Below are 21,665 nucleotides of genomic sequence, written 5' to 3' on the forward strand. Positions count from 1 at the left end.
AAGCTTGAACGTGTTGAATTTTTTGTACTCTATAATCATGTACTCGATTTGTGACTGTGTAACACTCTGGGCAGCAATGAGGTTGTCTCTCCAACTCCATATGGAGTTGGTAAAGTCCATCCGCTTCAACTGTTTTTGTAATAATAAACTCTTCTAATCCAGGCAATGAAATGTTAAAATTCATAATACACGCATCTCCTTTTTTGTACTTGTTTATTGGTCTAAACAAAGTTTAACAAAATTAGGAGATTGCGTGTTTTTTATTTGTCAGAAAATTATCTGTACCCCAACATATATTTTAGAGCCGTTTCTATAAATTCACTTACTCAAACACCTTATGTTTAACTAATGCTTGATTCAATGTACTATGCGTTTCTATGTTTTTGAAGTGAAGGCCTAGATTGACCATAGTTTGAGCGACTTCTGGTCTGATACCCACTAAAATAGCATGTGTACCTACTAATTCCATAGACTCAACAATATTATAGATATGGCTGGCAACCATCGTGTCAATGACAGGTACACCAGATAAATCAATAAACAAGTTGTTTAAGTCTTGATTGTTCGCTTCTTTTAATGCTGTATCTAATAAAATCTCAGCACGTTCTGTATCGACGTTACCAACAACCGGTAGCACTGCTGAGCCTTGCATTAATGGCACAACAGGTGCTGATAATACAAGGAAGTTATCATGTGATTCTTGAATTTTCGTTTTATAGTTTTCGATAAATGCTGTTGTAAATGAATAGATTCCTTCATCTAAAACAGGATCTAACCTACGAATTAATTCAAAAATACTTTCAATTGAGAAGTCATTTTCTTTCGCTATTTTTTCAACTTCTCCCCATATAATTAACCGTAAATTTGAAACTCTCTCTAACGTCGTGTTTAACTCCGTGCCACGCTCAATCGCGAACTTTCCAGTATTCATTCCCCACTCTGACATTTTTTCAATTTGTCCCTCAACACCAAAAAGACATGCATCTGCGAAAAATCCTGCTAATTGAGCCCTTATTTCCTGCGCTTGTTCATCGTCTATACTTTCTGGATCAGCTGCCAATAACGTCGCAATATCATACTTCTTTTCTTCTAACTTTTTCCCCATCAGTTCAATCTCTTGTTTTACTGTTAGAGTGTTTTCCGACATGACTTCTAGCACCTCAGTGATATTATTTGATACTCATAATTATAACGAACGATTCGCTATTTTCCTAATAAAATCGTTTTAATTTTGAATAAATTACGCATAACGACCCATTAATGAAGACAAGCACGTTTGCCTAACTATTGAATAGTTTAATTATGAAGGAAATAAAGGGAGGTTTAACTATGGATAAGTACCAAGGAAAGATGCAGGATTACAAAGGAAAAGGTAAAATCCACCAAAATAAAGGTAAGCTCTATAACCAAGCTGAAGGTAAAATGAATGATGCTAAAGGAAAAATGTATCATCAAAAAGGGAAGATTCAAAATCAACCTGATTACAAGATGCAACCTAAGATGAACCCAAACATGCAAAATTGGGGGATGGGCCCTAATCAGCCTTATGTTGGTGGAATGCAGCAAGGGCAAATGCAACCTAACGTTGGTGGTGTACAGCAACAGATGCAACCCAATGTAGGCGGTGCTCAACAAAGTCCAATGCAACCTAATTCTCAAATGAAGCCTGAAATGCACAAAAAGCAAATGTTTGATATGTGTAACAAACATCACCTTTACCTGGTCCAGGTAGAGACGGTTGATGGTCAATTGTTTGAAGGAATTATTGATGAGTACGATGAGGATGGTGTAACTTTAATCGTCCCATTCGGAGACATGGATGACGATCGTGGTGGCCCTGGATTTGGCCCAGGTGGTGGCTTTGGTCCTGGTGGGGGACCAGGTTATGGTTTTGGTCCAGGTTTCGGCCCCGACTATGGCTACGGTTACCCAAGACGATTCCGTCGTTTTAGACGTTACCGATACCCATTCTTTAACTTGTCTAGAATATTTTTCCCATTCTTTTTATAAAAGGGATGGTATGTACCCATTCCTCCAGGCTGCTTCTTACATTTAATGATAAGAGGCAGCTTTTTTTGTGAGAAATTAGGCGGTAACTTTTTAAGCAAAAGTTGGGCGAGCTTAGGTTATCAGCCTATAGAACTTGTTTTTGGAGGAGGGAGACCATGAATGACTTTATTGTATATAAAGGGATAGGGGATTCGTTAACCGTAGGAATTGGCAATTACTTTTCTAAAGGTTTTGTTAATCGTTACGCGCAACGTACGGTCGAAACACTACAGATTCCTGTTCGGACGGAGGTATTTGCCAAAAATAAAATCACAAGTGCTGATTTGTTGTATCGAATTCAAGATGAGAAAGTTCAATCACGATTAATGACAGCGAATATTATTACTATAACGATTGGTGGAAACGACCTTTTACAAGCAAACCGAGAGTTCACAAGAACTTTTATCCCTGGTGTTTTCGACGAAGCCACCTTTAGTTTTTATCGAAATATGTTAGCGGTATTGGCTGAAATTCGCTTTCTTAAATCACTTCACCCCACACCTTATATCATTCGTTTGATCGGTTTATATAATCCATTTCCTCATTTATCCTATAGTGATTTTTGGGTTCAACGTTTTAATGACATATTGCTTTCATTTGAAGATGATCATATTGCTTTTGTTGATATATACCCTTACTTTATTTACGGTGCAGAACATTTATTAAATTTCGGCGGGCTTCACCCTAATAAATACGGTTATGAAATTATTGCTGAAGCAACGGCTGCATCAGGATATGAACCGTTAAAAACTTTCTTATTAGAACACAGACAGCAGAAGAAAAATTAGAGAGGTGACTCATGATGATGAGTCATCCTTTTTTGTGTTCAGGTTAATGAAAAAGTAGCGAATAAGCCACTCAAAGTAGCGATAAAACCTCTTAAAAATGTATGTAATTAAAGAAGCTTTTGCCTCAAAGCACAAAAGCCATCCACAAAAATAAACCAGCCATGAATTATCACGACTGGTTATAACTTAACGACATGAATCGTCATCACAGTATTCAGTATTGGATTTTTTTTGGTTCAGAACTTGTATCTGAGGCTTACTTTTTTCTTCTTCATGGACTTTATTAAGAACGTCTTTAAATACTTCTATTGGCTGCGCACCGGATACTGCGTATTTTTCATTAAACACAAAGAACGGCACCCCTTGAACACCAATTTGCACAGCATCTTGTTGGTCCGCTACTACATCGCGTTTGTGCTTGCACGAACCGAGTACTTCCATCACTTCATCACGTTTGAAACCAAGCTCTTCAGCAAGGTCTCCCAACACGTCATGGTCTCCTATATCCTTACCTTCTGTGAAGTATGCGCGCATTAAACGTTCCATCATTTCATACATTTTATTTTGTTTATTAGCATAATGACTTAATCGATGGGCATCTTCAGTATTCGTTGGAATCACTTGGTCAAAATTAAATTCCAAGCCTACACCCTTTGCCTGTTCAGCCATATTGCTATTCATTTGTTTTCCTTCTTCATAGGTCACACCATATTTAGTCGCTAGCAGTTGGTGAATATCTTGTTCTGGATTCTTCTCTGCATTCGAATCTAACTGAAAGCTTCTAAAATGGATTTCGATATTTTCTTTATGATCAAATTGGTTCATCGCTTGCTCTAATCGCCTTTTCCCAATATAACAGAAAGGACAAACGACATCTGACCAGATTTCAATCTTCATCATCAAACCTCCATAATCTGTCTCAGAGCCATTATTGTATATTTAGTTCTAAAACTCAATCAAAACGCTTATTTCGTATTCACGTGTCTTGCTTCGCTTTCTTGCAAGTTGAGCTCTTTCTTTCGATGTTTGAATAAGCTATTTAACCCTTTGTACAGTAGGAATGCGGCTGCACTTAATACCATTAGAGTTAACATATAATATACGATTGTCACCGCAAATCACCTCGTTTTTAACAATCTTATACATAGTGTACGTATGGAATTATAATATTGCAAAACTATTGACTCGGTTGGCAAGCCTAATTTGTCAGTTTGGAGGGAAAGTTTTAATAAAACGGTTATTTGGTGCTGTGTTTCGGGCAAAAATTTAAGTTTAATTGGATTAAGTTTTGGTGTTTTTGGGAGAAGAAATTTGATGGATTGAGCAAAAAAGAGGCTTTTTCAGAAACGAATTTAACGTTTTTGAGAACTCTTCAAAAAAACCCCTTGCGCGAATACGCAAGGAGCTTCACTATTTTTGTAGTTCCTCATTTTCTTCATCTGTAAAGGCACGAGAGCGAGTTAAGAACCTCTTACCTTCCACGCCTTCAAGGGAGAACATCCCACCCCGACCATCAACCACATCAATGATGAGCTGAGTGTGCTTCCAATACTCGAATTGATTACGATGAATATAGAAAGGCGCGCCACCAATCTCACCTAAATAAACGTCTTGATCACCAACCATTAGATCGCCTTCAGGGTAACACATCGGCGAGCTGCCATCACAGCAACCACCTGACTGGTGAAACATAACGGGTCCGTGTTTACTTTTTAGTAATTCGATTAGCTCCAAGGTAGCATCTGTCGCTTTGACGCGATCGACCATACTAACACTCACCTTTCTTGTTATTGAAAGAAGCCTACTCAAGAGCAGGCTTCTACTTTATTATATTCAATCAAACTTAGAAAAAGCCTAATTTCTGAGGGCTATAGCTGACAAGTAAGTTCTTCGTTTGCTGATAATGACTTAACATCATCTTGTGGTTCTCACGACCGACACCTGACATTTTATAACCACCAAAGGCAGCATGAGCCGGGTAATCGTGATAACAGTTTGTCCAAACACGTCCTGCTTGAATACCACGACCAAAGCGATAAGCTTTATTAATATCACGTGTCCACACCCCTGCACCTAAGCCGTATAACGTATCATTTGCGATTTCCATAGCTTCTTCATCTGTTTTGAATGTCGTAACTGATAAAACAGGTCCGAAGATTTCTTCTTGGAAAATTCGCATTTTATTATGACCTTTAAACACAGTTGGCTGTACATAGTAACCGTCGGCAAAGTCACCGTCTTTAACGTTCTGCTCACCACCGATTAAGCACTCTGCGCCTTCTTGTTTACCAATGTCTAAATAAGATAAAATTTTCTCCAACTGCTCGCTTGAAGCCTGTGCACCCATCATAGTATTCGGGTCGAGTGGGTTGCCAGTCGAAATAGCTTTTACTCGCTGTAATGCTCGTTCCATGAACTCATCATAAATATCTTCATGGATTAATGCACGAGATGGACACGTACAAACCTCTCCCTGATTTAGCGCGAACATGACTAAACCTTCAATCGCTTTATCTAAAAAGTCATCATCTTCTGCCATCACGTCTTTAAAGAAGATGTTTGGTGATTTACCACCTAACTCAAGTGTTACAGGGATTAAGTTTTGAGACGCATATTGCATAATCATACGACCTGTTGTCGTTTCCCCAGTGAATGCCACCTTATCAATGCGTGGGTTCTGTGCTAATGGTTTACCAGTTTCCAACCCAAACCCATTAACAATATTCAGAACACCTGCAGGAATTAAGTCTTCAATGAGCTCCATTAAAACTAAAATAGATGCAGGTGTTTGTTCTGCTGGTTTAAGCACCACACAGTTACCAGTTGCTAGTGCTGGCGCTAACTTCCAAGTCGCCATGAGTAACGGGAAGTTCCACGGAATAATTTGCCCAACCACACCAATCGGCTCATTAAAGTGATAAGCCACGGTGTCATTATTGATTTCTCCAATTGAACCTTCCTGTGCACGAATGGCTCCAGCAAAATAACGGAAGTGATCAACTGCTAACGGTAAGTCTGCATTGAGTGTTTCACGAACAGATTTACCATTTTCCCACGTTTCTGCAACCGCCAACATTTCTAAGTTTTCTTCTATTCGATCAGCAATTTTATTAAGCATATTTGCTCGCTCAGCAACAGATGTTTGAGCCCACGCTTCTTTAGCCCCATGAGCGGCGTCTAAAGCAAGCTCGACATCTTCTTTAGTTGAGCGAGGAATTTCACAAAATGATTTACCCGTTACTGGTGTGACGTTTTCAAAATACTGCCCATTAACTGGAGGTGTCCATTTTCCACCAATATAGTTTTCGTACCGTTCTTTAAAGTTAATTACTGCTCCATCTGTGTTTGGAAATGCGTAAGTCATTATTTCGTCCTCCTTTTAATAATTCACAAGAGCTTCCATAGAATCGTGTATGCGCTTTCAATTAACGATTATGTATTAGCATGTTGAAACTCTTGTCCATCAATTCTACCAAATAATTCAGAATATTTAGATTAAAGTTTAATTACAATTGTAGACAAGCTTGTCATATTTAAATCTATGAGTATTAACTCAAATTTATGAATTACATCTTTTCAATGATTATTTAGTAATAGAAAGGAAGGATTTCATCCATTTTTAGAGTATTGAGTCTTACATTTCCGGAGCTTTTTTCGTAGTTTCAGGAGCTTTTTTGTAAGTTTAAAGGGTCGAAACGTGTCGAAAGAACTTAAATAACACCTTTTTCCGGACCTTCAACCTTCTTTTCCGGACTTTATAGAAAAAGGATACTTGAAATGTTTCCAAGTATCCTTTATTGTTTAATTTTTTATCACTTCTAATATCTTTCTTACTCTTGCATGTTTTTCTGGTGATTCATCGATGTGTTTCCAGATTAGTTTACCGTTTTCATCAAAAATGAAAGTGCCACCTTGGATAAAAACATCTTGAGTAGTCATCGATTTTTTCACAAATTCGGCCTGCTGTTTGTCTTTAGGAATCACATTTTTCAACTTACGTGTCAGCATACCTAGTGCGACTTTTGTAAATAACTTGAACCTCGATTGTGTAATCGTTCCTACCCCTTTAAACGCTTCCTTGTTAGGATCACCCACAATGCCAAAAGGATATGGTCCAAACGAGTCTAAAAATTGTTTAATAAACGATGCTTGAGACGGCGCTACAGCTATCACTTGGTAACCTTCACGCTCAATTAAATCATACTGTTCACGCAACTGCGCGAGATATTGGCGACACAATGGTCAACCAAGATGACGAGTAAATACTAGAATGGTATTTTGGTTTCTAAGAAGTTCGTTTAGTTCAACGGTACTTTGTTGTGTTTCTACATCATAATTAAGATTCACTACCTATGACCTCCTTAGTTTTAACTAATAATATATAACTTAGCACAACGAACACTTGGCTGACGACTATAATGGTTGCTAATGGCAAGATTGTGCTTGTTCCAAATAGGCCAACTAATGGGGCAACAGTTCCCCCAAAAATAAACTGGAACAATCCGAGCAATGCCGAAGCACTTCCCGCATTACGTTTCTGCGTTTGCATCGCTAAAGATAAGCTTGTCGGATTAATCATCCCTGTACTAGATGTAATGAAGAAAAGTCCAATTACCACTAAAACAAGTCCCCCATCAATAAGTGAAGCTGTTAGTAATGTCGCCCCACCTGTAAGAGCTACGATAAAACCAGCAACAAGTAAACGTTCTTCCTTAACATAGTCTGTTAATCTCCCGACGACTTGGCTCATTCCAATAAAACCTAGTGCATTTAATCCGAACACCATTGCATAAGTTTGCGGGGATAAAGCGAAAATATCCTGCAAAATAAATGATGAACCCGAGATATATGCGAACAGTGATGCAGCAGTAAAAGCTTGAACTAAAGCAAACCCCATATAGCGACGGTTTTGCGCTAATCGTGTAAACACACTGAAGGTAGTCTTCAAACCGCCTTCTGAACGTTCTTCATGAGGCAATGTTTCTTTTAATTTAAATATAGCCAGAAAAACTAGTAAAAGACCTACTACAGAAAGAATCGTAAATAAACCTCTCCAGCTGGTGAAAAGTAAAATCTGTCCACCTAGCATAGGCGCTAAAATTGGCGCGAGCCCCATAACTAAAATCAGTAATGAGAACATTTTGGTCATCTCAGAACCATCATATAAATCTCGAATGATTGACCTGGAAATGACAATCCCGCCAGCTCCAGAAAACCCTTGCGCAAAACGAGCAAGTATCAACACCCAAATATTTGGGGCAATCGCACAAATAATAGAAGCAATAACATATATCATAATGGCAATGACGAGCGGTTTTTTTCTTCCAAATATATCACTTAATGCGCCGATTGTCAGTTGCCCAAAGGCAATGCCGACCAGACTCGCGGTTAAACTAAGCTGTGTTAGGGATGTTGTTGTTCCCAAATCTTCTGCTAAAGATGGGAAAGCTGGTAAATATAAATCTATCGTTAAAGGTACAAGTGCTGTTAATGCACCTAACATTAAAAGTAGTTTCCATCGTTCCATTCTTGATTGTGACAAAAATAACACCTCTCCTTAATATTCACATAAACCATGCTATAGCAACAAAAACAAAAATAAAAGTAAGTTGATTAAAATTTGTTGACAGTGTGTATATGAAGTGTATATACTGTGTATATAGATATAAACAGTATAACAGTTGGGAGGCTTTTAAATATGAACAGTTGGAAAACAGCCAAGGATTTAGCTTTTTTCGAAATAAAAAATTCTTGGTTGCATCGACTTCTTCTTCTTTCACTAAGTGGTGGCATCATGTTAATCATTACCCTTGGAGCATTTCAACATTACTTTGAAAACAGCACGATGGGGATTGATATATTTTTCATCTTAATAATTTTCTACAGTTATGCTTGGGCGGTACCTAAACCCTTTCAATATCAGAAGATTAGTGATGAAAACTATGCTTCACCTGTCTTCATTTTTTTACATCAATTAGCAATTAAAAATGAAGTGTTAATTAAAAGTCGGTTTATCATATTTTTCACGATGATATTACCGTATTTAATTATTTTTATCAGTTTACTTTATATATCTCCTCAGTTAAGAGGTATTTTAGATGTCACTTCATTTATCTCATTTGTCATCTTATGGGTAAGTGTTGGTCTAGCATTTGGTGCTGTTTTTCCAGCATCAGATTTAGGCGATGTGAATGTAACAACAGAGAAACTTCTACTATATATATTTCTTTTAATAATCGGAGTTGGCGTAGTTTTCGCTTTCGCTTACGCACTATATGGTAATGGAATTATTCATTTTACAACCTACTTGGCAGCTCAATGGCCACTACTTACCGCCATTGGTTCAATTTTAACGGCTATTGTATCAGTATTATTTTGGTGGAAACATGCGCTAAAAAAGATTCAAGTCATAGACTTTTTAAATTAATTGGAGGGAGTATTTGAATGGAACTTCCAATCAAGATTTCACAACAATCAAGAGAACCCATCTATCATCAGATTGAAAACCAGATAAAAGCACTAATCGCTAGTGGACAGTTACAAACTGGTTCCCCCCTCCCTTCCATCCGTGCGTTATCAAAAGATCTGGAGGTGAGTGTCATTACCACAAGACGTGCTTATCAAGACCTGGAGTATCAAGGATTTATTCAAACCTTACAAGGAAAAGGGACGTTTGTTGCTGATATCAACCCTGCACTTAAACAGGAAATGAAACACGACTCTGTATCTCAAGCATTATCTCAAGCAATAGATACCGCGGTTCAACATAACTACTCTAAAAAACAAATAAAAGAGTTATTCCAATCTCTTTTAGACTCAAGGGGGGATTTGTGATGAATTCAGTGATTGAACTTAACAATGTTTCAAAAACAATTGATGAATTTGAATTAGGTCCATTAAACATGGCCATAGAACCAGGCCTAATTACAGCAGTTGTAGGTAGCAATGGGGCGGGTAAAAGTACATTTATAAAAATGTTGATGAACTTAGTGAAACCTAATAACGGTCAAATTCGTATGTTAAGCGAGGATATTCAAAACAATGAGCATTGGAAAGACCAAGTTGCATATTTGCCTCAACGCTTTACAGGTTATGATCCATATACAGGTAAACAGCTAAAAGTACTGATTTCTAATTTCTATCCAACTTGGGATGACCATTTATTTGAAGAGATTGTTGAGGCATTCGATGTCAATCTATCTAAAAAATTTAGTAAGCTATCACAAGGGATGCAGCAAAAACTAGCCTTATCATTAACGATCGCTAGAAACACAGATATCATGATTCTTGATGAACCAACATCCGATATGGATATCCCGTCCAAACAAAAATTAATGGCTATCCTCGTTGAATGGATGGAGCGAGGCAATCGCTCACTAATTTTTGCAAGTCACCAAACGGATGAAATACGCAAGTTAGCTGATACTATCGCAATCATCCAAGACGGTCAGATGCTTGGTCATTTTGAAAAAGAAGAACTGTCACAAGCTTATACTCAATATTGGATCACAGAACCTTTGCCTGAAGAACCATTACCAGGTGAGAAAAAGCGAAAAAATTCTCGCACGATCATTACTGATAACGAAATAGAATTAGAACTTCAATTAAGTCAACATCAACTCGAGTGGTCTCATAAAGAGAAATTAGATATAGAAGAGGCTATTACTCTGATGTTAACGATATAAAAAAACTAAGGGAGAGAGAGTATTGAAGAAAGTCTTAAGCGTAGAGAACTTACAGAAGTCGTTTAAGAACACTAAGGTGCTGAAAAATATATCATTTGATGTGCACCAAGGTGAGATCATGGCCATTTTAGGTCCAAACGGCGCGGGTAAGTCAACAACCATTAGAAACATTATGGGTATTATGTATCCGGATGAAGGAAGTGTAACCTTCCACAATCATGAAGGAAAAGAAATCCCACGTCACAAAATCGGCTATTTACCAGAGGAACGTGGCCTATATAAAAATGTAAAGGTCATGGATGTTTTACTTTATTTTGCAAGTTTAAAAGAATATCCGAAAGAGAAGGCCAAACAGCGTGCACTCGTTTTCTTAGAAAAACTAGGATTAAAAGGTAAGGAGTACGCTTCTGTAGAAGAGCTTTCAAAAGGTATGGGACAGAAAGTGCAATTCATCGGTTCAATTATTCATGAACCTGAACTTCTTATTTTAGATGAACCATTCTCTGGTCTAGATCCGGTCAGCCAGGAGATTTTCAGAGACGAAATTAAAGAGCTTGCGAAAAATGGCACAGCTATTTTATTAAGTTCACACCAGATGAACCTGGTAGAGTCTATGTGTGATCGCTTATTCATGATTAACCGTGGAGAAAAAGTAATTTACGGTTCGATGGATGATGTAAAAACAGAATATGCGAACTTCAAATGTACAATTCGTGGTAAAAATGAAACAGCTGCACTTGAGCGTATCCCCGAAGTCACGCGTGTTGACCAAAGTGATGATATTTCAATTCTATATTTAACTCAAGATGTTGAAGTGACTAGCTGGTTAAAACAATTGCCAAACGACATAGACGTACAAGAATTATCAGTAGACCGTGTATCCTTACACGAAATATTTGTTGATATTGCAACAGATCGAAATCTAGCAGAGGAAGTGGGTGAAGCTCATGCGTAATAGCATGAAAGTGGCCAAGTGGGAATTTAAAAGAAATATACGCAACAAATCATTTATTATATCTCTATTTTTAACACCCGTTCTTTTCATTTTATTTTCTACGGCACCTACTTTACTCAGTAACCTCAGTGAAGATGAAGAAGCAGGAACAACGGTTTATTTAAATGATCAATTAGGTGTTTATGAAGCGATTGAACCGATGATTGAAAATGAAGATTTTGTTGACTGGAATGTTGTTGAGACGTCTGATCAACCTAAAGCGATGCAAAGTCAATTAAAAGAACAAGAAGACGCCGCCTACGTTTTAATCAATGAAGAATCTCTTAAATCAGGTTTGGTCACCTTTATGATTGGTGACGATTTAGATAAAGGTTTCGAAAATGAACTACAAGTGTTCCAACAACCATTGAAACAAATGCAGTTACAACAAGCTGGTCTATCGCAAGACCAAATGCAACTCGTGAACACGCCAATTCAGTACGAACTTGCAGAAGTTGAAACAGCTGCTGGTGATAAAAGCACTGAAGAAGCAATGGGGGGCTTCCCCTATGAATCAGCGATCCCTGGAATCTTTGCAGGTTTAGTTTTATTCTCTATTGTCATTTCGGGTATGATGATTTTCCAAAGTGCTTCACAGGAGAAGAAAGACAAAGTGGCAGAAATTATTCTATCTTCAGTGACTGCCGGAGAATTAATGCAAGGTAAAATCTTAGGTTACTTTACTCTAGGAATCTTACAAGTTGGTGTTTGGATTACGCTAGCGCTACCTATTGCTCTATGGAAGCTGGAAGACGTTCCTGTGTTAGAATACTTGTTTGTTCCTGAAACAGCACTCCTTACATTTATCGCGGTTTTAGGTTATCTATTATTCGCATCACTATTTGTTGGGTTAGGTGCTACAGTGGAAGATTACACGACGAGCGGTAACTTCCAAGGAATGGTAATGATGCTTCCGTTCCTACCATTTGTATTAATTGCACCTATTTTCAGTAACCCAAGCGGCATCGTTGCTCAAGTAGCATCATTCGTACCATTTACGGCACCGGGAGTATTAATTATGAGACTCTCTGTCCTGGACGAGTGGCCTTGGGTTGAGATTTTAATTGCTATTGTTGTTTTACTTGCAAGCATTTGGATTTTCATGAAGCTTGCGGGCAAGATCTTCCAAATCGGTATTTTAATATATGGCAAAAACGCAACACCACAAGAAATTTGGAAATGGTTAAAAGCATAAGAAATAAGGGTCTGGCATCTGTCAGACCCTATTTTTATCAACCAGAGCATAGAACTTATTATTGCACTACAAGAAAAACTTTGACCTCTATGAGAACTTAGCCCCTCTCTATGAAGAAAACTCAGCTTATCTTCAAACCCTTAAAACAAACCTTCATCTGTCACTTTAAATTGGACCTCAGTTTCGATTTTATATTCAACTCCATTATAGCTAAAATCAGCATACCCTTGAATTTTATAAAAACCTTTTGGGAAATCACCATCTGTTACTTGATGAATAAAGTTGATGTATTCCTCGGGGTCTGACATAGAAAAACCACCTGATCCAGTGTACTCTTTTCGAATAGGCTCACCTCGTTTTAAGGTCGTTGAGAGCTGAGGATCATTCGTCGCATAACCCATCTCATAACCTCGAGTCACTTCTTTAGCAGGGAAATATAATGGTGTTGCACCATGTACAATTTCTACAAATTCTTGATCCCCATCGTATTCTAATTCTGCGTATACCTTCACGTCTTTACCATCTTCATATTCTGCCTGTTCCGTCACTAAACGATAGATAAAGTCTCCATCTCGAACTTCACTTGAAGTATCAGTCACTTCATGTTTGTTAAGCTCCTTGTCAGAAGGCGCACCGGTTGACTTACAGGCAACAAGCAACCCTAACAAAACTAATAACCAAACTTTTTTCACGTCCATCACCTCTAAACTATTAGACGGTAATTTAAAAATATTGTTTCAAATCATGCACTTTTTTGGGTGAATACCTATATCTTGTAGTATACGACTATGAAGATGAGGTGTTTAACATGGGAGACCCAATCGTAACGGGGACTTGCACGGCTGATACGGTTTCGGTTCACATTGACTTGTTTCGATACCCAGTTCGATACATTAAGGTTTACTCAGGTGGGAATTTAGTAGGTACGTTTCACCCGATGTCGGATTTTCATTTACGTAATGAAGAAGGCAAACCTATTAAAGTGGTTTTAGTTTTTGCTGATGGTGATAAACACGAAACGATGATCATTGGGAACAAAAATAGAAAAAGCGAACGCATGCTAGACTTTCAACCAGGAGACATTCTGGTAGCCAGTGATAATTTTGGAGACTTTCCTCCACCCGGCTATATGGGGCACTCTGCAATGGTCTTAGATGGCCGACATATTATAGAAGCAACCACATCCATGCCTCAGGTTCGAACATCAACTATACAGGAATTCATTGATATTCATCCGAAATTTATGCAGTTACGTTGCCTCGACCGTTATGCCGCTCATAATGCAGTGGATTTCGCTTATGAGTTTTTACAAACTTACGATGATCATCTTAAAAAAGGTGAAAATATGGCACCATTTTCATTCAGTCCACTTGTGTCATTAGATGATCCTTATAATTCAATTTATTGTTCTAAACTCGTTTGGCTTTGCTATTACTACGGAGCTGGCATGAATTTAGAAAATGATTATTTCCTTTATTCACCAGAAGATTTATCGACGCTAGAAAATGACAATCGATTTATGGTTATTTATAAGCATCCTGAATTTCAATTTAAATTGAATACTTAAAGGGTTACTTATTTAGTTTAATAATTCCTTAAACTTACTGGGATAATGACTCCTGTTAAGCAGACAGTTTAATGAATAATAACTGTTGCTTAAAGGGAGCATTTTTTTGCCCATTTTTCCATTATTTATTACCAAAATATGGACCAACTATTTGCATCCAAAAATATTTTATAATAATTAGTTATTTTAATATCCTTAAAAACGGATATTTTTAGACGATATAATTGTTATGCATTTTTTTAAAAAAAGGAGAGTTATATTTTGCAGAAAGAAGTTGAAGTACATCACCCACTTATACAAGCATTCGTTAGAGTTGGCCCACTATTACAGTCACTTATTAACGCTGATGTTACTATTGGAGTTTACGACACTGAAAAGTTAATTATTAATTTTCCAGCAAAAAACTTCTCTTTAAACGTCTCGCCTGGCGACCCTTTAGTTGAGGGAGATATCGTTGCGAACGCCATTAAAGAGAACAAAAACCAAGCCGCAACTGTACCACCAGAGTTATTTGGCGTCCATTTAATTGCAAGAGCCATTCCTTTACATAATGAAGATGGAGATGTCATTGGTGGAATCGGCGTTGGACAAAGCATAACAGACGCTCAGCAACTAAATGAGACTTCTTCAAGTCTATCAACTGTAGTAAATGACGTCACACATACAATCCAAAATATGTCACAGTCAATTACAGACCTTGCAGGCAACATCACTCTAGTTTCAGATAAGGCTGGACTTGTTAAGGAAAATGCTGTAACGATTGAGAACATGTCCAATGTTGTTAAAGATATTGCAGAGCAAAGCAATTTACTTGGTCTAAATGCTGCGATTGAGTCAGCCCGTGCAGGTGAACATGGAAAGGGGTTTTCAGTTGTAGCAGATGAAATTAGAAAAATGGCTAATACTTCTAAAGATAAAGTCTCGGAAATCCATGATATTACAAATCAAATTAAGAGCGCAATTGGCGATTTGAATGAGCATATTCAAAATGTCAACATGCAATCAGATTCTCAATCGGCTGCAATTGAAGAATTATCTGCAACAATGGAAGAAGTAAATTCAAGTGTAAAAATTCTAGCAGGTCTGGCTAAAAAAAACGTAGAAGTCAACGAAAAATAGGAGGCATATTAAATGAACGAACTAAAACAATTACACAATCAATTTATAAACGGCCAGTGGCGTGATGGATCCAGTGATAGAAAAATGGAAAATCGAAATCCATTTGATAATGAATTGTTGGCGACTTATCATGCAGCCTCTAAAGAAGATTTAGATCAAGCTTATGAGACTGCTAAAGAAGCACAAAAAAGCTGGGAAAAAACTAACCCTATCGTTCAAAGGGAAGTATTTGAGAAAGCACATCAGTATATTGAGAATAACCATGAAAAAATTGTAGAAGTAATTATTGATGAAATTGGTGGAACTCGTTTAAAGGCAGAATTTGAGATTGGATTAGTCATTAATATGATTAAAGAAGCTTCAACATTTCCTTTTAGAATGAATGGTCAAATTCTCCCTTCACCAACTGATGGTAAAGAAAATAGAGTTTACCGTGTACCACTTGGCGTTGTAGGGATAATCAGCCCGTTTAACTTTCCATTCTTTCTATCTATGAAATCTGTTGCACCGGCATTAGGGGCAGGTAATGGTGTCGTCTTAAAGCCTCATGAAGATACCCCGATTACTGGTGGTACCATGATTGCAAAAATCTTTGAAGAAGCTGGTTTACCTAAAGGATTATTAAATGTTGTTACTACTGAGATTGCCGAAATTGGTGACAATTTTGTTGAACACCCCATCCCCCGTTCAATTTCGTTTACTGGTTCAACTAAGGTTGGTCGTCATATAGGTAAAGTAGCTGGAGAGAATTTAAAAGAGGTTCACTTAGAATTAGGCGGTAATAGTGCATTAGTTGTGCTAGATGATGCAGATATAGATCTAGCCGTAAGTGCAGCTGTCTTTAGTCGTTTTACTCACCAAGGGCAAATTTGTATGTCTGCGAACAGATTAATCGTACATGAAAAAGTATATGACGAATTTGTGGAAAAATTTGTAGAAAAAGTATCGAGACTTACAACTGGAGATCCCAAGAACTCAAATACAATAATTGGTCCTTTAATCAATGAAAGACAAGTACAAAACACTGTACAACTTATTGAAGAGGGTATAAAAGAAGGTGCCAAACCAATAATTCGAGGTAATGTGAATGGAAACATCGTTGAGCCTGTAGTTTTTGACGAAGTTAAACGTGATATGAAGCTTGCTAAAGCAGAATTATTTGCTCCGGTTGTATCAATAATGAAGGTTTCTAATGATCAAGAGATTTTAGAAATTGCGAATGATACATCATATGGACTTAGCGGTGCTATTCACACACAAGACATAGAGCGCGGAGCAGAATTGGCCAAAGAAATGGATACTGGCATGATTCACATTAATGATGGAACCATCAATGATGAGCCAAACGTTGCATTTGGAGGCATGAAAAATTCTGGGGTAAGTCGTTTAAACGGTGACTGGAGTTTAGATGCCTTCACAACGACTAAATGGATTTCGGTACAACACACTCGAAAGCAATTCCCATACTCATAAAATATATTCTCTCTGTTATAAAAATGATAAGCTCCCCTTGAAGTAATACTATACTTAAGGGGAGCCATTTTTTGTCTAGAGAATTCTATTATCTAACTTTAATAGATAAAGAATATTACAATTAGAGAAGCATAATTGACATTTCACTTATTTCCAACGTCAACACATTTATATATTATTCTAAAATATTCAACCAATTATAAATAACATATGCTGCTTCTACACGGCTTGTTGATGAAAATGGTTTGAATTGGCCATTAGGATAGCCCTCTACCAACCCAAGCGCGTGACCTTGTAAAATCGCACTTTTCGCCCAACTAAAACTATAAGCGTCACTAAATACAGATTTTTCAGAAGGTGTAACTTCATCATTTGTTACGTACTTATAAGCTCGAGTTAGCACAGTAATCATTTCTGCACGTGTCATACTACCGTTTGGAACGAATTTATCTTCAGTTCGTCCAGCTATAATACCCGCATCATATGCAGCATCTATAGCCGCTGCACGATCGCCTTCTACATCTGTAAAGTGGATGTTACCATCACTTTCAAGTTCTAGAGCATTATTTAATAATTGAACAAACTCTGCTCTTGTGACTGGTTTATTACGATTGAATTTCCCTTCATAAACACCTTTGAAAACACCTTGTTCAGCCAGTTCATAAAGAACTTTATATGCCTGGTCCGAAGCAGAAATATCACTAAATGGTAATTCTAGCTCGACTTCAGATATACGTCCTTCTTCTCTATATTCAATAGGTCCTTCAAGAGTTTTTATATAATCTACTGTAGCATCTAAGTCCGTTGGTCCAACTACCATGTTTTCTGATAGTTTTTCAATTTCACTATCTGTATCACCATACATATAGTTATTTACCACTACTGTATAATTTTCATCTGGGTCAATTTTCGTGCCATCTGGTAAATAAATGTTAACTACTTCTTGTGTCGCATCTTGCCAAGTATAGTTGAAACCAGCAACACTGTAGTCTGGACCGTATTGTTCGCTAATTTGATTGTTCAACACTTGTTCAAGATCTGCACCAGTTAATTCAACCTTGTTCAATACGTTTCCAAACGGTTGAACTGTGAACACTTCACCGTAAGTTATATCACCTTGGTCAATATTCGCACGAATACCGCCACCGTTCATAAGAGCGAAGTCAGCATCCATTGCCCACTTCATGCCATCGGCGATTAAATTACCTAAAGCATTGTCTCCAACTTCACCACGCTCGGCATAACCACCAATTAATTCTGTTTTCGCTTCACCTATAACTTCGTTTTTAATTTCAGCCACTTTATCTTCATATTTTTGAAGAATAGCTGCTACCTCTTCATTTGGTTCCATTCCATGTTGAGCAACTGTTACAATCTCAGCTTTAGCATCAACAATGTCACCTGTTGTCGCATTAATTTTCAAATCAACATCTGAAAAAGCCGTACCATATGAATAAGCTTGAACGATTAGTTTTCCATCTACATAACCATTATTCTCAACATGATTATGCGCTGCAAAAATCACATCAACTTCATCATCTACATTATTTGCAATACGAGCTGCATCACCTGTTATTGTTTCACCTTCTTGGAAACCAGGGTTGTGTGCTAATACAACAATTGATTTTACACCTTGCTCTTTTAATTCTGGGACGTACTTATTAATGGCTTCAACTTCATCAGTAAATTCAACGTTCTCATTACCTTCTTTTATAACCATGTTAGGCGTTTCAGTCGTTACAACACCGATGAAACCAATTTTTTGTCCGCCTACTTCCTTTACTACATAAGGGTCAATCAATAATTCCTTAGTATCTTTATACTGTACGTTCGCAGCAACATTCGCGAAGTCCATGCCATCATAACCCTCAGTACCATTCGGGTGGTCACCACCATTAATCATACGTAGCAGCTCATCCACACCCTCATCAAATTCGTGGTTACCTAGAGTTCCAACATCCATTCCCATCGCTTCCATAATTTCTACTGTTGGTTCATCTTGAAAAGCTGCAGAAACTAATGGACTACCACCAATCATATCACCCGAGTTTACAACTAAAGTATTCTCTGGGTTATCTGCTTCTCTTTCCTTCAAGTAAGAGGCTAGGTAATCCGCTCGTCCAGCTGGATCCTCTTCACCATCTCCATCGAAATCAGCAAAGTAACTCTCATAATCAATTTGACCATGTAAGTCATTTACACCTAAAAGTTGAACTGATACATAATCGTCATCCTCTGCATACAAACTACCGATTGGTAGAATGATAGAAAATGACATAAAAATTAAGAAAAACTTCTTCTTCATTAATTTTTTCATCCCCTATTTCCCCTTTCTATGTAACATATCACTATAAATATAACATACTAATCTATCAAATATTGTTAATTTAATGTAAATTAATCCAATATCACTAGCAAATATTACAAAAAATTTTGGGGTATAAAAAAAGGCCCACCAATTTGGCGAGCCGTTTTGACATTATTAGCGATGTCCTACTTCTACTTCCATGTCTAGTCCGTTTGAAACTTCATTTATCTGAAGGGTTGATTTCTTTCTCTTAATGAGAGAAATAACCTTATCTGCTGCGTATAGTACTAGGAAAGTTAAGAACACTGATAAAGATACAAAGATAAGAGATGTTTCCATGCCCCTCATCCCCTTCCATTAAAAATTGTGATTTATTATCATTTACAAGTATATAATATCAAATTTTACGGTAATTACAACCTTAAATATAAAATTCTTTTATAAATTTATGTATTCTTACACATATAAGCATATACTTCATTTTTAAAAATGCTTTAAAGTTATAAAGTGTTGAATTTTTCTGATTTTAGAAATGGCTTCATACTGCCTTCTCACCGTTTTTCATAAAGACAATATTGATAAACTAATTGTTGAACCGCCAGTAAACCATAAAAAAACCTAGCCGTATTATCTACGACTAGGTTTAAATAAGCACCTTTATACATATTGCTCGAAGAATTCGAGTACTTTTTTATAGACTTTAATTTCATTTTCTTTCTTAGAAAAACCGTGGCCCTCATCATCGAGCACTAAGTACTCTACTTCAGTTCCTTGTTTTTCTAACGCTTCTACGATTTGATCCGATTCCGCTTTAACGACTCGCGGATCCTTCGCGCCTTGAATAACGAGCATCGGCTTCGTCATTGATTCTAAGTAAGTTGTTGGTGAGTCCTCTTCAAATTTTTCTTTATCCTTCTCTGGATCTCCTACCCACTGTTTCATCATCGGTTTCCAGTGTTCTGGCACCGTATTAACGAAGCTAAATAGATTACTTACACCAAAGATATCGACGACAGCTTTGAAATATTCTGGGTGGCGTCCGTGTAATAGTAGTGCCATATATCCACCGTAGCTTCCACCCATTAAGAAGATTTTATCGCGGTTAGCATAACCATTCTTGATCAACCACTCTAATCCTTCAACATTATCTAGACGCGGCCCATGTCCCCAGTCACCTTCAATTACTTTTGTGAACTTCAAGCCATAACCGGTTGAACCACGGAAGTTCGGAGTGAAGATACTGTATCCTTGATAGATTAAGAACTGGAATAGCGCACGGAAGAACGAACGTTCCGCTGCTTGTGGTCCACCGTGCGGCCATAAGATGACATGACCATTATCGTTTTCAGGCTTTGCACGGAAGAACATTGCTTCAATTTCCGTTCCATCAAACGAAGGATAATTCACAATCTCTGGGTCTACCATTTCTTCTTTAGCCACGCCAGGAACTCCATAATTCGTCATCTGTTCCCATTTACCGTTAGCATATTTATAAATGTTAAAAGGTACCGTCGCTGAACGACCCATTAAATAGACATTCCCTGACTTAGCTACTTTAACTTGCTCAATAACACTTACTGGGGCATCAAGTTCCTCAAGCGTACCGTTTTCTAAGTCATATCGGTAGAATGAGTCCACGACACCTTTTACACCTACTAGATAAAGAGAGTTTGATGATTCATCATATTTAACATCCGTTAATGCCTCTTTTTCTAATTCTTTTACTTTCTTAAATTCCTTTGTCTCTAAATTATATTTTGCAAGATAAGAGAAATCAGCATTATAAGTCGTCGTAAAATAGATTTCTGTTTCAGAAACAAATTCCAATCCACTAAATGTATGCTGTTCATCTGTCTCTGGCGTTAATCGGTGGTGTTCTCCTTTATAGATCGCAAAGGCTAACTGCGAGGTATTAGCGAACATTTTTAAATAAGTAAAACTAGATTCATCAGGGCTCTTTTTCGCTAAATAAGTTGGTGCGCCTTCACCTTCAAGAAAGATTTCTTCCTTGTCATTTTCAATATCATAGACATAAGATTTTAATAAAGTCTGGTCTTCTTTATTTGATGTGTAATAAACCTTTTTCCCATCATTTGAAACCATCGGCATCATGTGACGGTGCCCTTCTGATGTACGCACGGGCTTGAGCTCACCGCCTTGAGGTGGAATAGCGTATAGCTGCGTATTTTCATCACCATCTTGATCTGATTCTAATAATATAAACTCACCATTTTTATCATATTGTAGTGATCCCGTGCTTTGATTATGGAATGTTAATGGATACGGAAAAGTGTTTGGTAAATCCATGGCCCATAGATTATATTTACCATTTAAATTTGTTGAAAATGCAATTTGCGATTCGTCAGGACTCACCGCAAATCCTTGAATGCCAAACGTTTGAAAAAATAGTTCTACATCTGGTTTTTTAAATTTCATTAAGTTATGCCTCCCCTTTAATTTGCTCTACATAACTTATTTCGCTAAAAA

General features: G+C 37.4%; 22 protein-coding genes. 10 read left to right on the top strand and 12 right to left on the bottom strand.

Features of this window, described 5'->3' with window-relative positions:
* Both E3U55_RS13205 and E3U55_RS13210 read right to left on the bottom strand, forming a co-directional pair.
* Positions 1 to 184 (bottom strand): transposase (locus E3U55_RS13205; RefSeq protein ID WP_134340956.1); only part of this gene is annotated, 184 nt, incomplete at its 3' end.
* Positions 185 to 322: 138 nt separating this feature from the next.
* On the bottom strand, positions 323 to 1,147 hold the full coding sequence (locus E3U55_RS13210) for an STAS domain-containing protein (RefSeq protein ID WP_134340957.1): 825 nt from the start codon (positions 1,145 to 1,147) through the stop codon (positions 323 to 325).
* A gap of 182 nt (positions 1,148 to 1,329) precedes the next feature.
* Here E3U55_RS13210 and E3U55_RS17570 point away from each other — a divergent pair, with 182 nt between their 5' ends.
* Entirely contained in the window at positions 1,330 to 2,010 is a 681-nt protein-coding gene (locus E3U55_RS17570; protein WP_194840921.1) for a hypothetical protein, read from the top strand.
* Between the two features lie 155 nt (positions 2,011 to 2,165).
* The gene (locus tag E3U55_RS13220) at positions 2,166 to 2,837 is read left to right on the top strand and encodes a GDSL-type esterase/lipase family protein (RefSeq protein WP_134340958.1); all 672 of its coding nucleotides are present in this window, start codon (positions 2,166 to 2,168) and stop codon (positions 2,835 to 2,837) included.
* Positions 2,838 to 3,023: 186 nt separating this feature from the next.
* On the opposite strand, the gene E3U55_RS13225 is transcribed toward E3U55_RS13220, so the two are convergent.
* The 6 genes from E3U55_RS13225 to E3U55_RS13245 all read right to left on the bottom strand — a co-directional run bounded on the left by E3U55_RS13225 (position 3,024) and on the right by E3U55_RS13245 (position 8,364).
* Positions 3,024 to 3,734, bottom strand: a complete 711-nt coding sequence (locus tag E3U55_RS13225; protein WP_134340959.1) for a DsbA family oxidoreductase — start codon at positions 3,732 to 3,734, stop codon at positions 3,024 to 3,026.
* 68 nt (positions 3,735 to 3,802) lie between these two features.
* Positions 3,803 to 3,949: a hypothetical protein gene (locus tag E3U55_RS17425; protein ID WP_153801951.1), complete on the bottom strand. Its 147-nt coding sequence runs from the start codon at positions 3,947 to 3,949 to the stop codon at positions 3,803 to 3,805.
* A gap of 298 nt (positions 3,950 to 4,247) precedes the next feature.
* Positions 4,248 to 4,604, bottom strand: coding sequence for a DUF779 domain-containing protein (locus E3U55_RS13230; RefSeq protein WP_134340960.1), 357 nt, complete (start codon positions 4,602 to 4,604; stop codon positions 4,248 to 4,250).
* Between the two features lie 76 nt (positions 4,605 to 4,680).
* Entirely contained in the window at positions 4,681 to 6,201 is a 1,521-nt protein-coding gene (exaC, locus tag E3U55_RS13235; RefSeq protein WP_134340961.1) for an acetaldehyde dehydrogenase ExaC, read from the bottom strand.
* Between the two features lie 437 nt (positions 6,202 to 6,638).
* Positions 6,639 to 7,076: a peroxiredoxin-like family protein gene (locus tag E3U55_RS13240; protein WP_134340962.1), complete on the bottom strand. Its 438-nt coding sequence runs from the start codon at positions 7,074 to 7,076 to the stop codon at positions 6,639 to 6,641.
* A gap of 97 nt (positions 7,077 to 7,173) precedes the next feature.
* Positions 7,174 to 8,364, bottom strand: coding sequence for a multidrug effflux MFS transporter (locus tag E3U55_RS13245; protein WP_134341026.1), 1,191 nt, complete (start codon positions 8,362 to 8,364; stop codon positions 7,174 to 7,176).
* Positions 8,365 to 8,535: 171 nt separating this feature from the next.
* Between E3U55_RS13245 and E3U55_RS13250 the strand changes: the two genes are divergently transcribed.
* The 5 genes from E3U55_RS13250 to E3U55_RS13270 are packed head-to-tail and all read left to right on the top strand — an operon-like array spanning position 8,536 to position 12,711.
* Entirely contained in the window at positions 8,536 to 9,264 is a 729-nt protein-coding gene (locus E3U55_RS13250) for a hypothetical protein (RefSeq protein WP_134340963.1), read from the top strand.
* A 17-nt stretch (positions 9,265 to 9,281) separates the two neighbouring features.
* A complete protein-coding gene (locus tag E3U55_RS13255; protein WP_134340964.1) occupies positions 9,282 to 9,671 on the top strand; it encodes a GntR family transcriptional regulator in 390 nt (129 codons plus the stop codon).
* The gene (locus E3U55_RS13260; RefSeq protein ID WP_134340965.1) at positions 9,671 to 10,522 is read left to right on the top strand and encodes an ABC transporter ATP-binding protein; all 852 of its coding nucleotides are present in this window, start codon (positions 9,671 to 9,673) and stop codon (positions 10,520 to 10,522) included. The genes E3U55_RS13255 and E3U55_RS13260 overlap by 1 nt, the downstream gene beginning before the upstream one ends.
* A gap of 22 nt (positions 10,523 to 10,544) precedes the next feature.
* On the top strand, positions 10,545 to 11,477 hold the full coding sequence (locus E3U55_RS13265) for an ABC transporter ATP-binding protein (RefSeq protein ID WP_134340966.1): 933 nt from the start codon (positions 10,545 to 10,547) through the stop codon (positions 11,475 to 11,477).
* Positions 11,470 to 12,711: an ABC transporter permease gene (locus E3U55_RS13270; RefSeq protein ID WP_134340967.1), complete on the top strand. Its 1,242-nt coding sequence runs from the start codon at positions 11,470 to 11,472 to the stop codon at positions 12,709 to 12,711. Before E3U55_RS13265 ends, E3U55_RS13270 begins: the two co-directional genes overlap by 8 nt.
* A gap of 140 nt (positions 12,712 to 12,851) precedes the next feature.
* Here the strand turns inward: E3U55_RS13270 and E3U55_RS13275 are convergent, their stop codons facing one another.
* Entirely contained in the window at positions 12,852 to 13,403 is a 552-nt protein-coding gene (locus tag E3U55_RS13275; protein ID WP_134340968.1) for a hypothetical protein, read from the bottom strand.
* Positions 13,404 to 13,519: 116 nt separating this feature from the next.
* On the opposite strand from E3U55_RS13275, the gene E3U55_RS13280 reads away from it, so the two are divergent.
* The 3 genes from E3U55_RS13280 to E3U55_RS13290 all read left to right on the top strand — a co-directional run bounded on the left by E3U55_RS13280 (position 13,520) and on the right by E3U55_RS13290 (position 16,870).
* Complete coding sequence (locus E3U55_RS13280; protein WP_134340969.1) at positions 13,520 to 14,278, top strand: C40 family peptidase; 759 nt, start codon at positions 13,520 to 13,522, stop codon at positions 14,276 to 14,278.
* Positions 14,279 to 14,539: 261 nt separating this feature from the next.
* Positions 14,540 to 15,397 carry a methyl-accepting chemotaxis protein gene (locus E3U55_RS17430; protein WP_153801953.1) on the top strand — a complete coding sequence of 286 codons (858 nt, stop codon included), beginning with the start codon at positions 14,540 to 14,542 and terminating at the stop codon, positions 15,395 to 15,397.
* A gap of 12 nt (positions 15,398 to 15,409) precedes the next feature.
* Positions 15,410 to 16,870, top strand: coding sequence for an aldehyde dehydrogenase family protein (locus E3U55_RS13290; RefSeq protein WP_134340970.1), 1,461 nt, complete (start codon positions 15,410 to 15,412; stop codon positions 16,868 to 16,870).
* 175 nt (positions 16,871 to 17,045) lie between these two features.
* Here the strand turns inward: E3U55_RS13290 and E3U55_RS13295 are convergent, their stop codons facing one another.
* The 3 genes from E3U55_RS13295 to E3U55_RS13300 all read right to left on the bottom strand — a co-directional run bounded on the left by E3U55_RS13295 (position 17,046) and on the right by E3U55_RS13300 (position 21,614).
* A complete protein-coding gene (locus tag E3U55_RS13295; protein WP_228547567.1) occupies positions 17,046 to 19,187 on the bottom strand; it encodes a 5'-nucleotidase C-terminal domain-containing protein in 2,142 nt (713 codons plus the stop codon).
* A gap of 165 nt (positions 19,188 to 19,352) precedes the next feature.
* Entirely contained in the window at positions 19,353 to 19,517 is a 165-nt protein-coding gene (locus E3U55_RS17435; protein WP_153801954.1) for a hypothetical protein, read from the bottom strand.
* Between the two features lie 318 nt (positions 19,518 to 19,835).
* Positions 19,836 to 21,614: a S9 family peptidase gene (locus E3U55_RS13300; protein ID WP_134340971.1), complete on the bottom strand. Its 1,779-nt coding sequence runs from the start codon at positions 21,612 to 21,614 to the stop codon at positions 19,836 to 19,838.
* Between the last annotated feature and the right edge of the window lie 51 nt (positions 21,615 to 21,665).

This window comes from Filobacillus milosensis, assembly GCF_004402015.1.
Lineage (GTDB): Bacteria > Bacillota > Bacilli > Bacillales > Alkalibacillaceae > Filobacillus > Filobacillus milosensis.

Coding starts and splice junctions, on each gene's coding strand:
- E3U55_RS13210 (WP_134340957.1), bottom strand. CDS start 1,147: ATGTCGGAAAACACTCTAACAGTAAAACAAGAGATTGAACTGATGGGG.
- E3U55_RS17570 (WP_194840921.1), top strand. CDS start 1,330: ATGGATAAGTACCAAGGAAAGATGCAGGATTACAAAGGAAAAGGTAAA.
- E3U55_RS13220 (WP_134340958.1), top strand. CDS start 2,166: ATGAATGACTTTATTGTATATAAAGGGATAGGGGATTCGTTAACCGTA.
- E3U55_RS13225 (WP_134340959.1), bottom strand. CDS start 3,734: ATGAAGATTGAAATCTGGTCAGATGTCGTTTGTCCTTTCTGTTATATT.
- E3U55_RS13230 (WP_134340960.1), bottom strand. CDS start 4,604: ATGGTCGATCGCGTCAAAGCGACAGATGCTACCTTGGAGCTAATCGAA.
- exaC (WP_134340961.1), bottom strand. CDS start 6,201: ATGACTTACGCATTTCCAAACACAGATGGAGCAGTAATTAACTTTAAA.
- E3U55_RS13245 (WP_134341026.1), bottom strand. CDS start 8,364: ATGGAACGATGGAAACTACTTTTAATGTTAGGTGCATTAACAGCACTT.
- E3U55_RS13250 (WP_134340963.1), top strand. CDS start 8,536: ATGAACAGTTGGAAAACAGCCAAGGATTTAGCTTTTTTCGAAATAAAA.
- E3U55_RS13255 (WP_134340964.1), top strand. CDS start 9,282: ATGGAACTTCCAATCAAGATTTCACAACAATCAAGAGAACCCATCTAT.
- E3U55_RS13260 (WP_134340965.1), top strand. CDS start 9,671: ATGAATTCAGTGATTGAACTTAACAATGTTTCAAAAACAATTGATGAA.
- E3U55_RS13270 (WP_134340967.1), top strand. CDS start 11,470: ATGCGTAATAGCATGAAAGTGGCCAAGTGGGAATTTAAAAGAAATATA.
- E3U55_RS13280 (WP_134340969.1), top strand. CDS start 13,520: ATGGGAGACCCAATCGTAACGGGGACTTGCACGGCTGATACGGTTTCG.
- E3U55_RS13290 (WP_134340970.1), top strand. CDS start 15,410: ATGAACGAACTAAAACAATTACACAATCAATTTATAAACGGCCAGTGG.
- E3U55_RS13295 (WP_228547567.1), bottom strand. CDS start 19,187: ATGAAAAAATTAATGAAGAAGAAGTTTTTCTTAATTTTTATGTCATTT.
- E3U55_RS17435 (WP_153801954.1), bottom strand. CDS start 19,517: ATGGAAACATCTCTTATCTTTGTATCTTTATCAGTGTTCTTAACTTTC.
- E3U55_RS13300 (WP_134340971.1), bottom strand. CDS start 21,614: ATGAAATTTAAAAAACCAGATGTAGAACTATTTTTTCAAACGTTTGGC.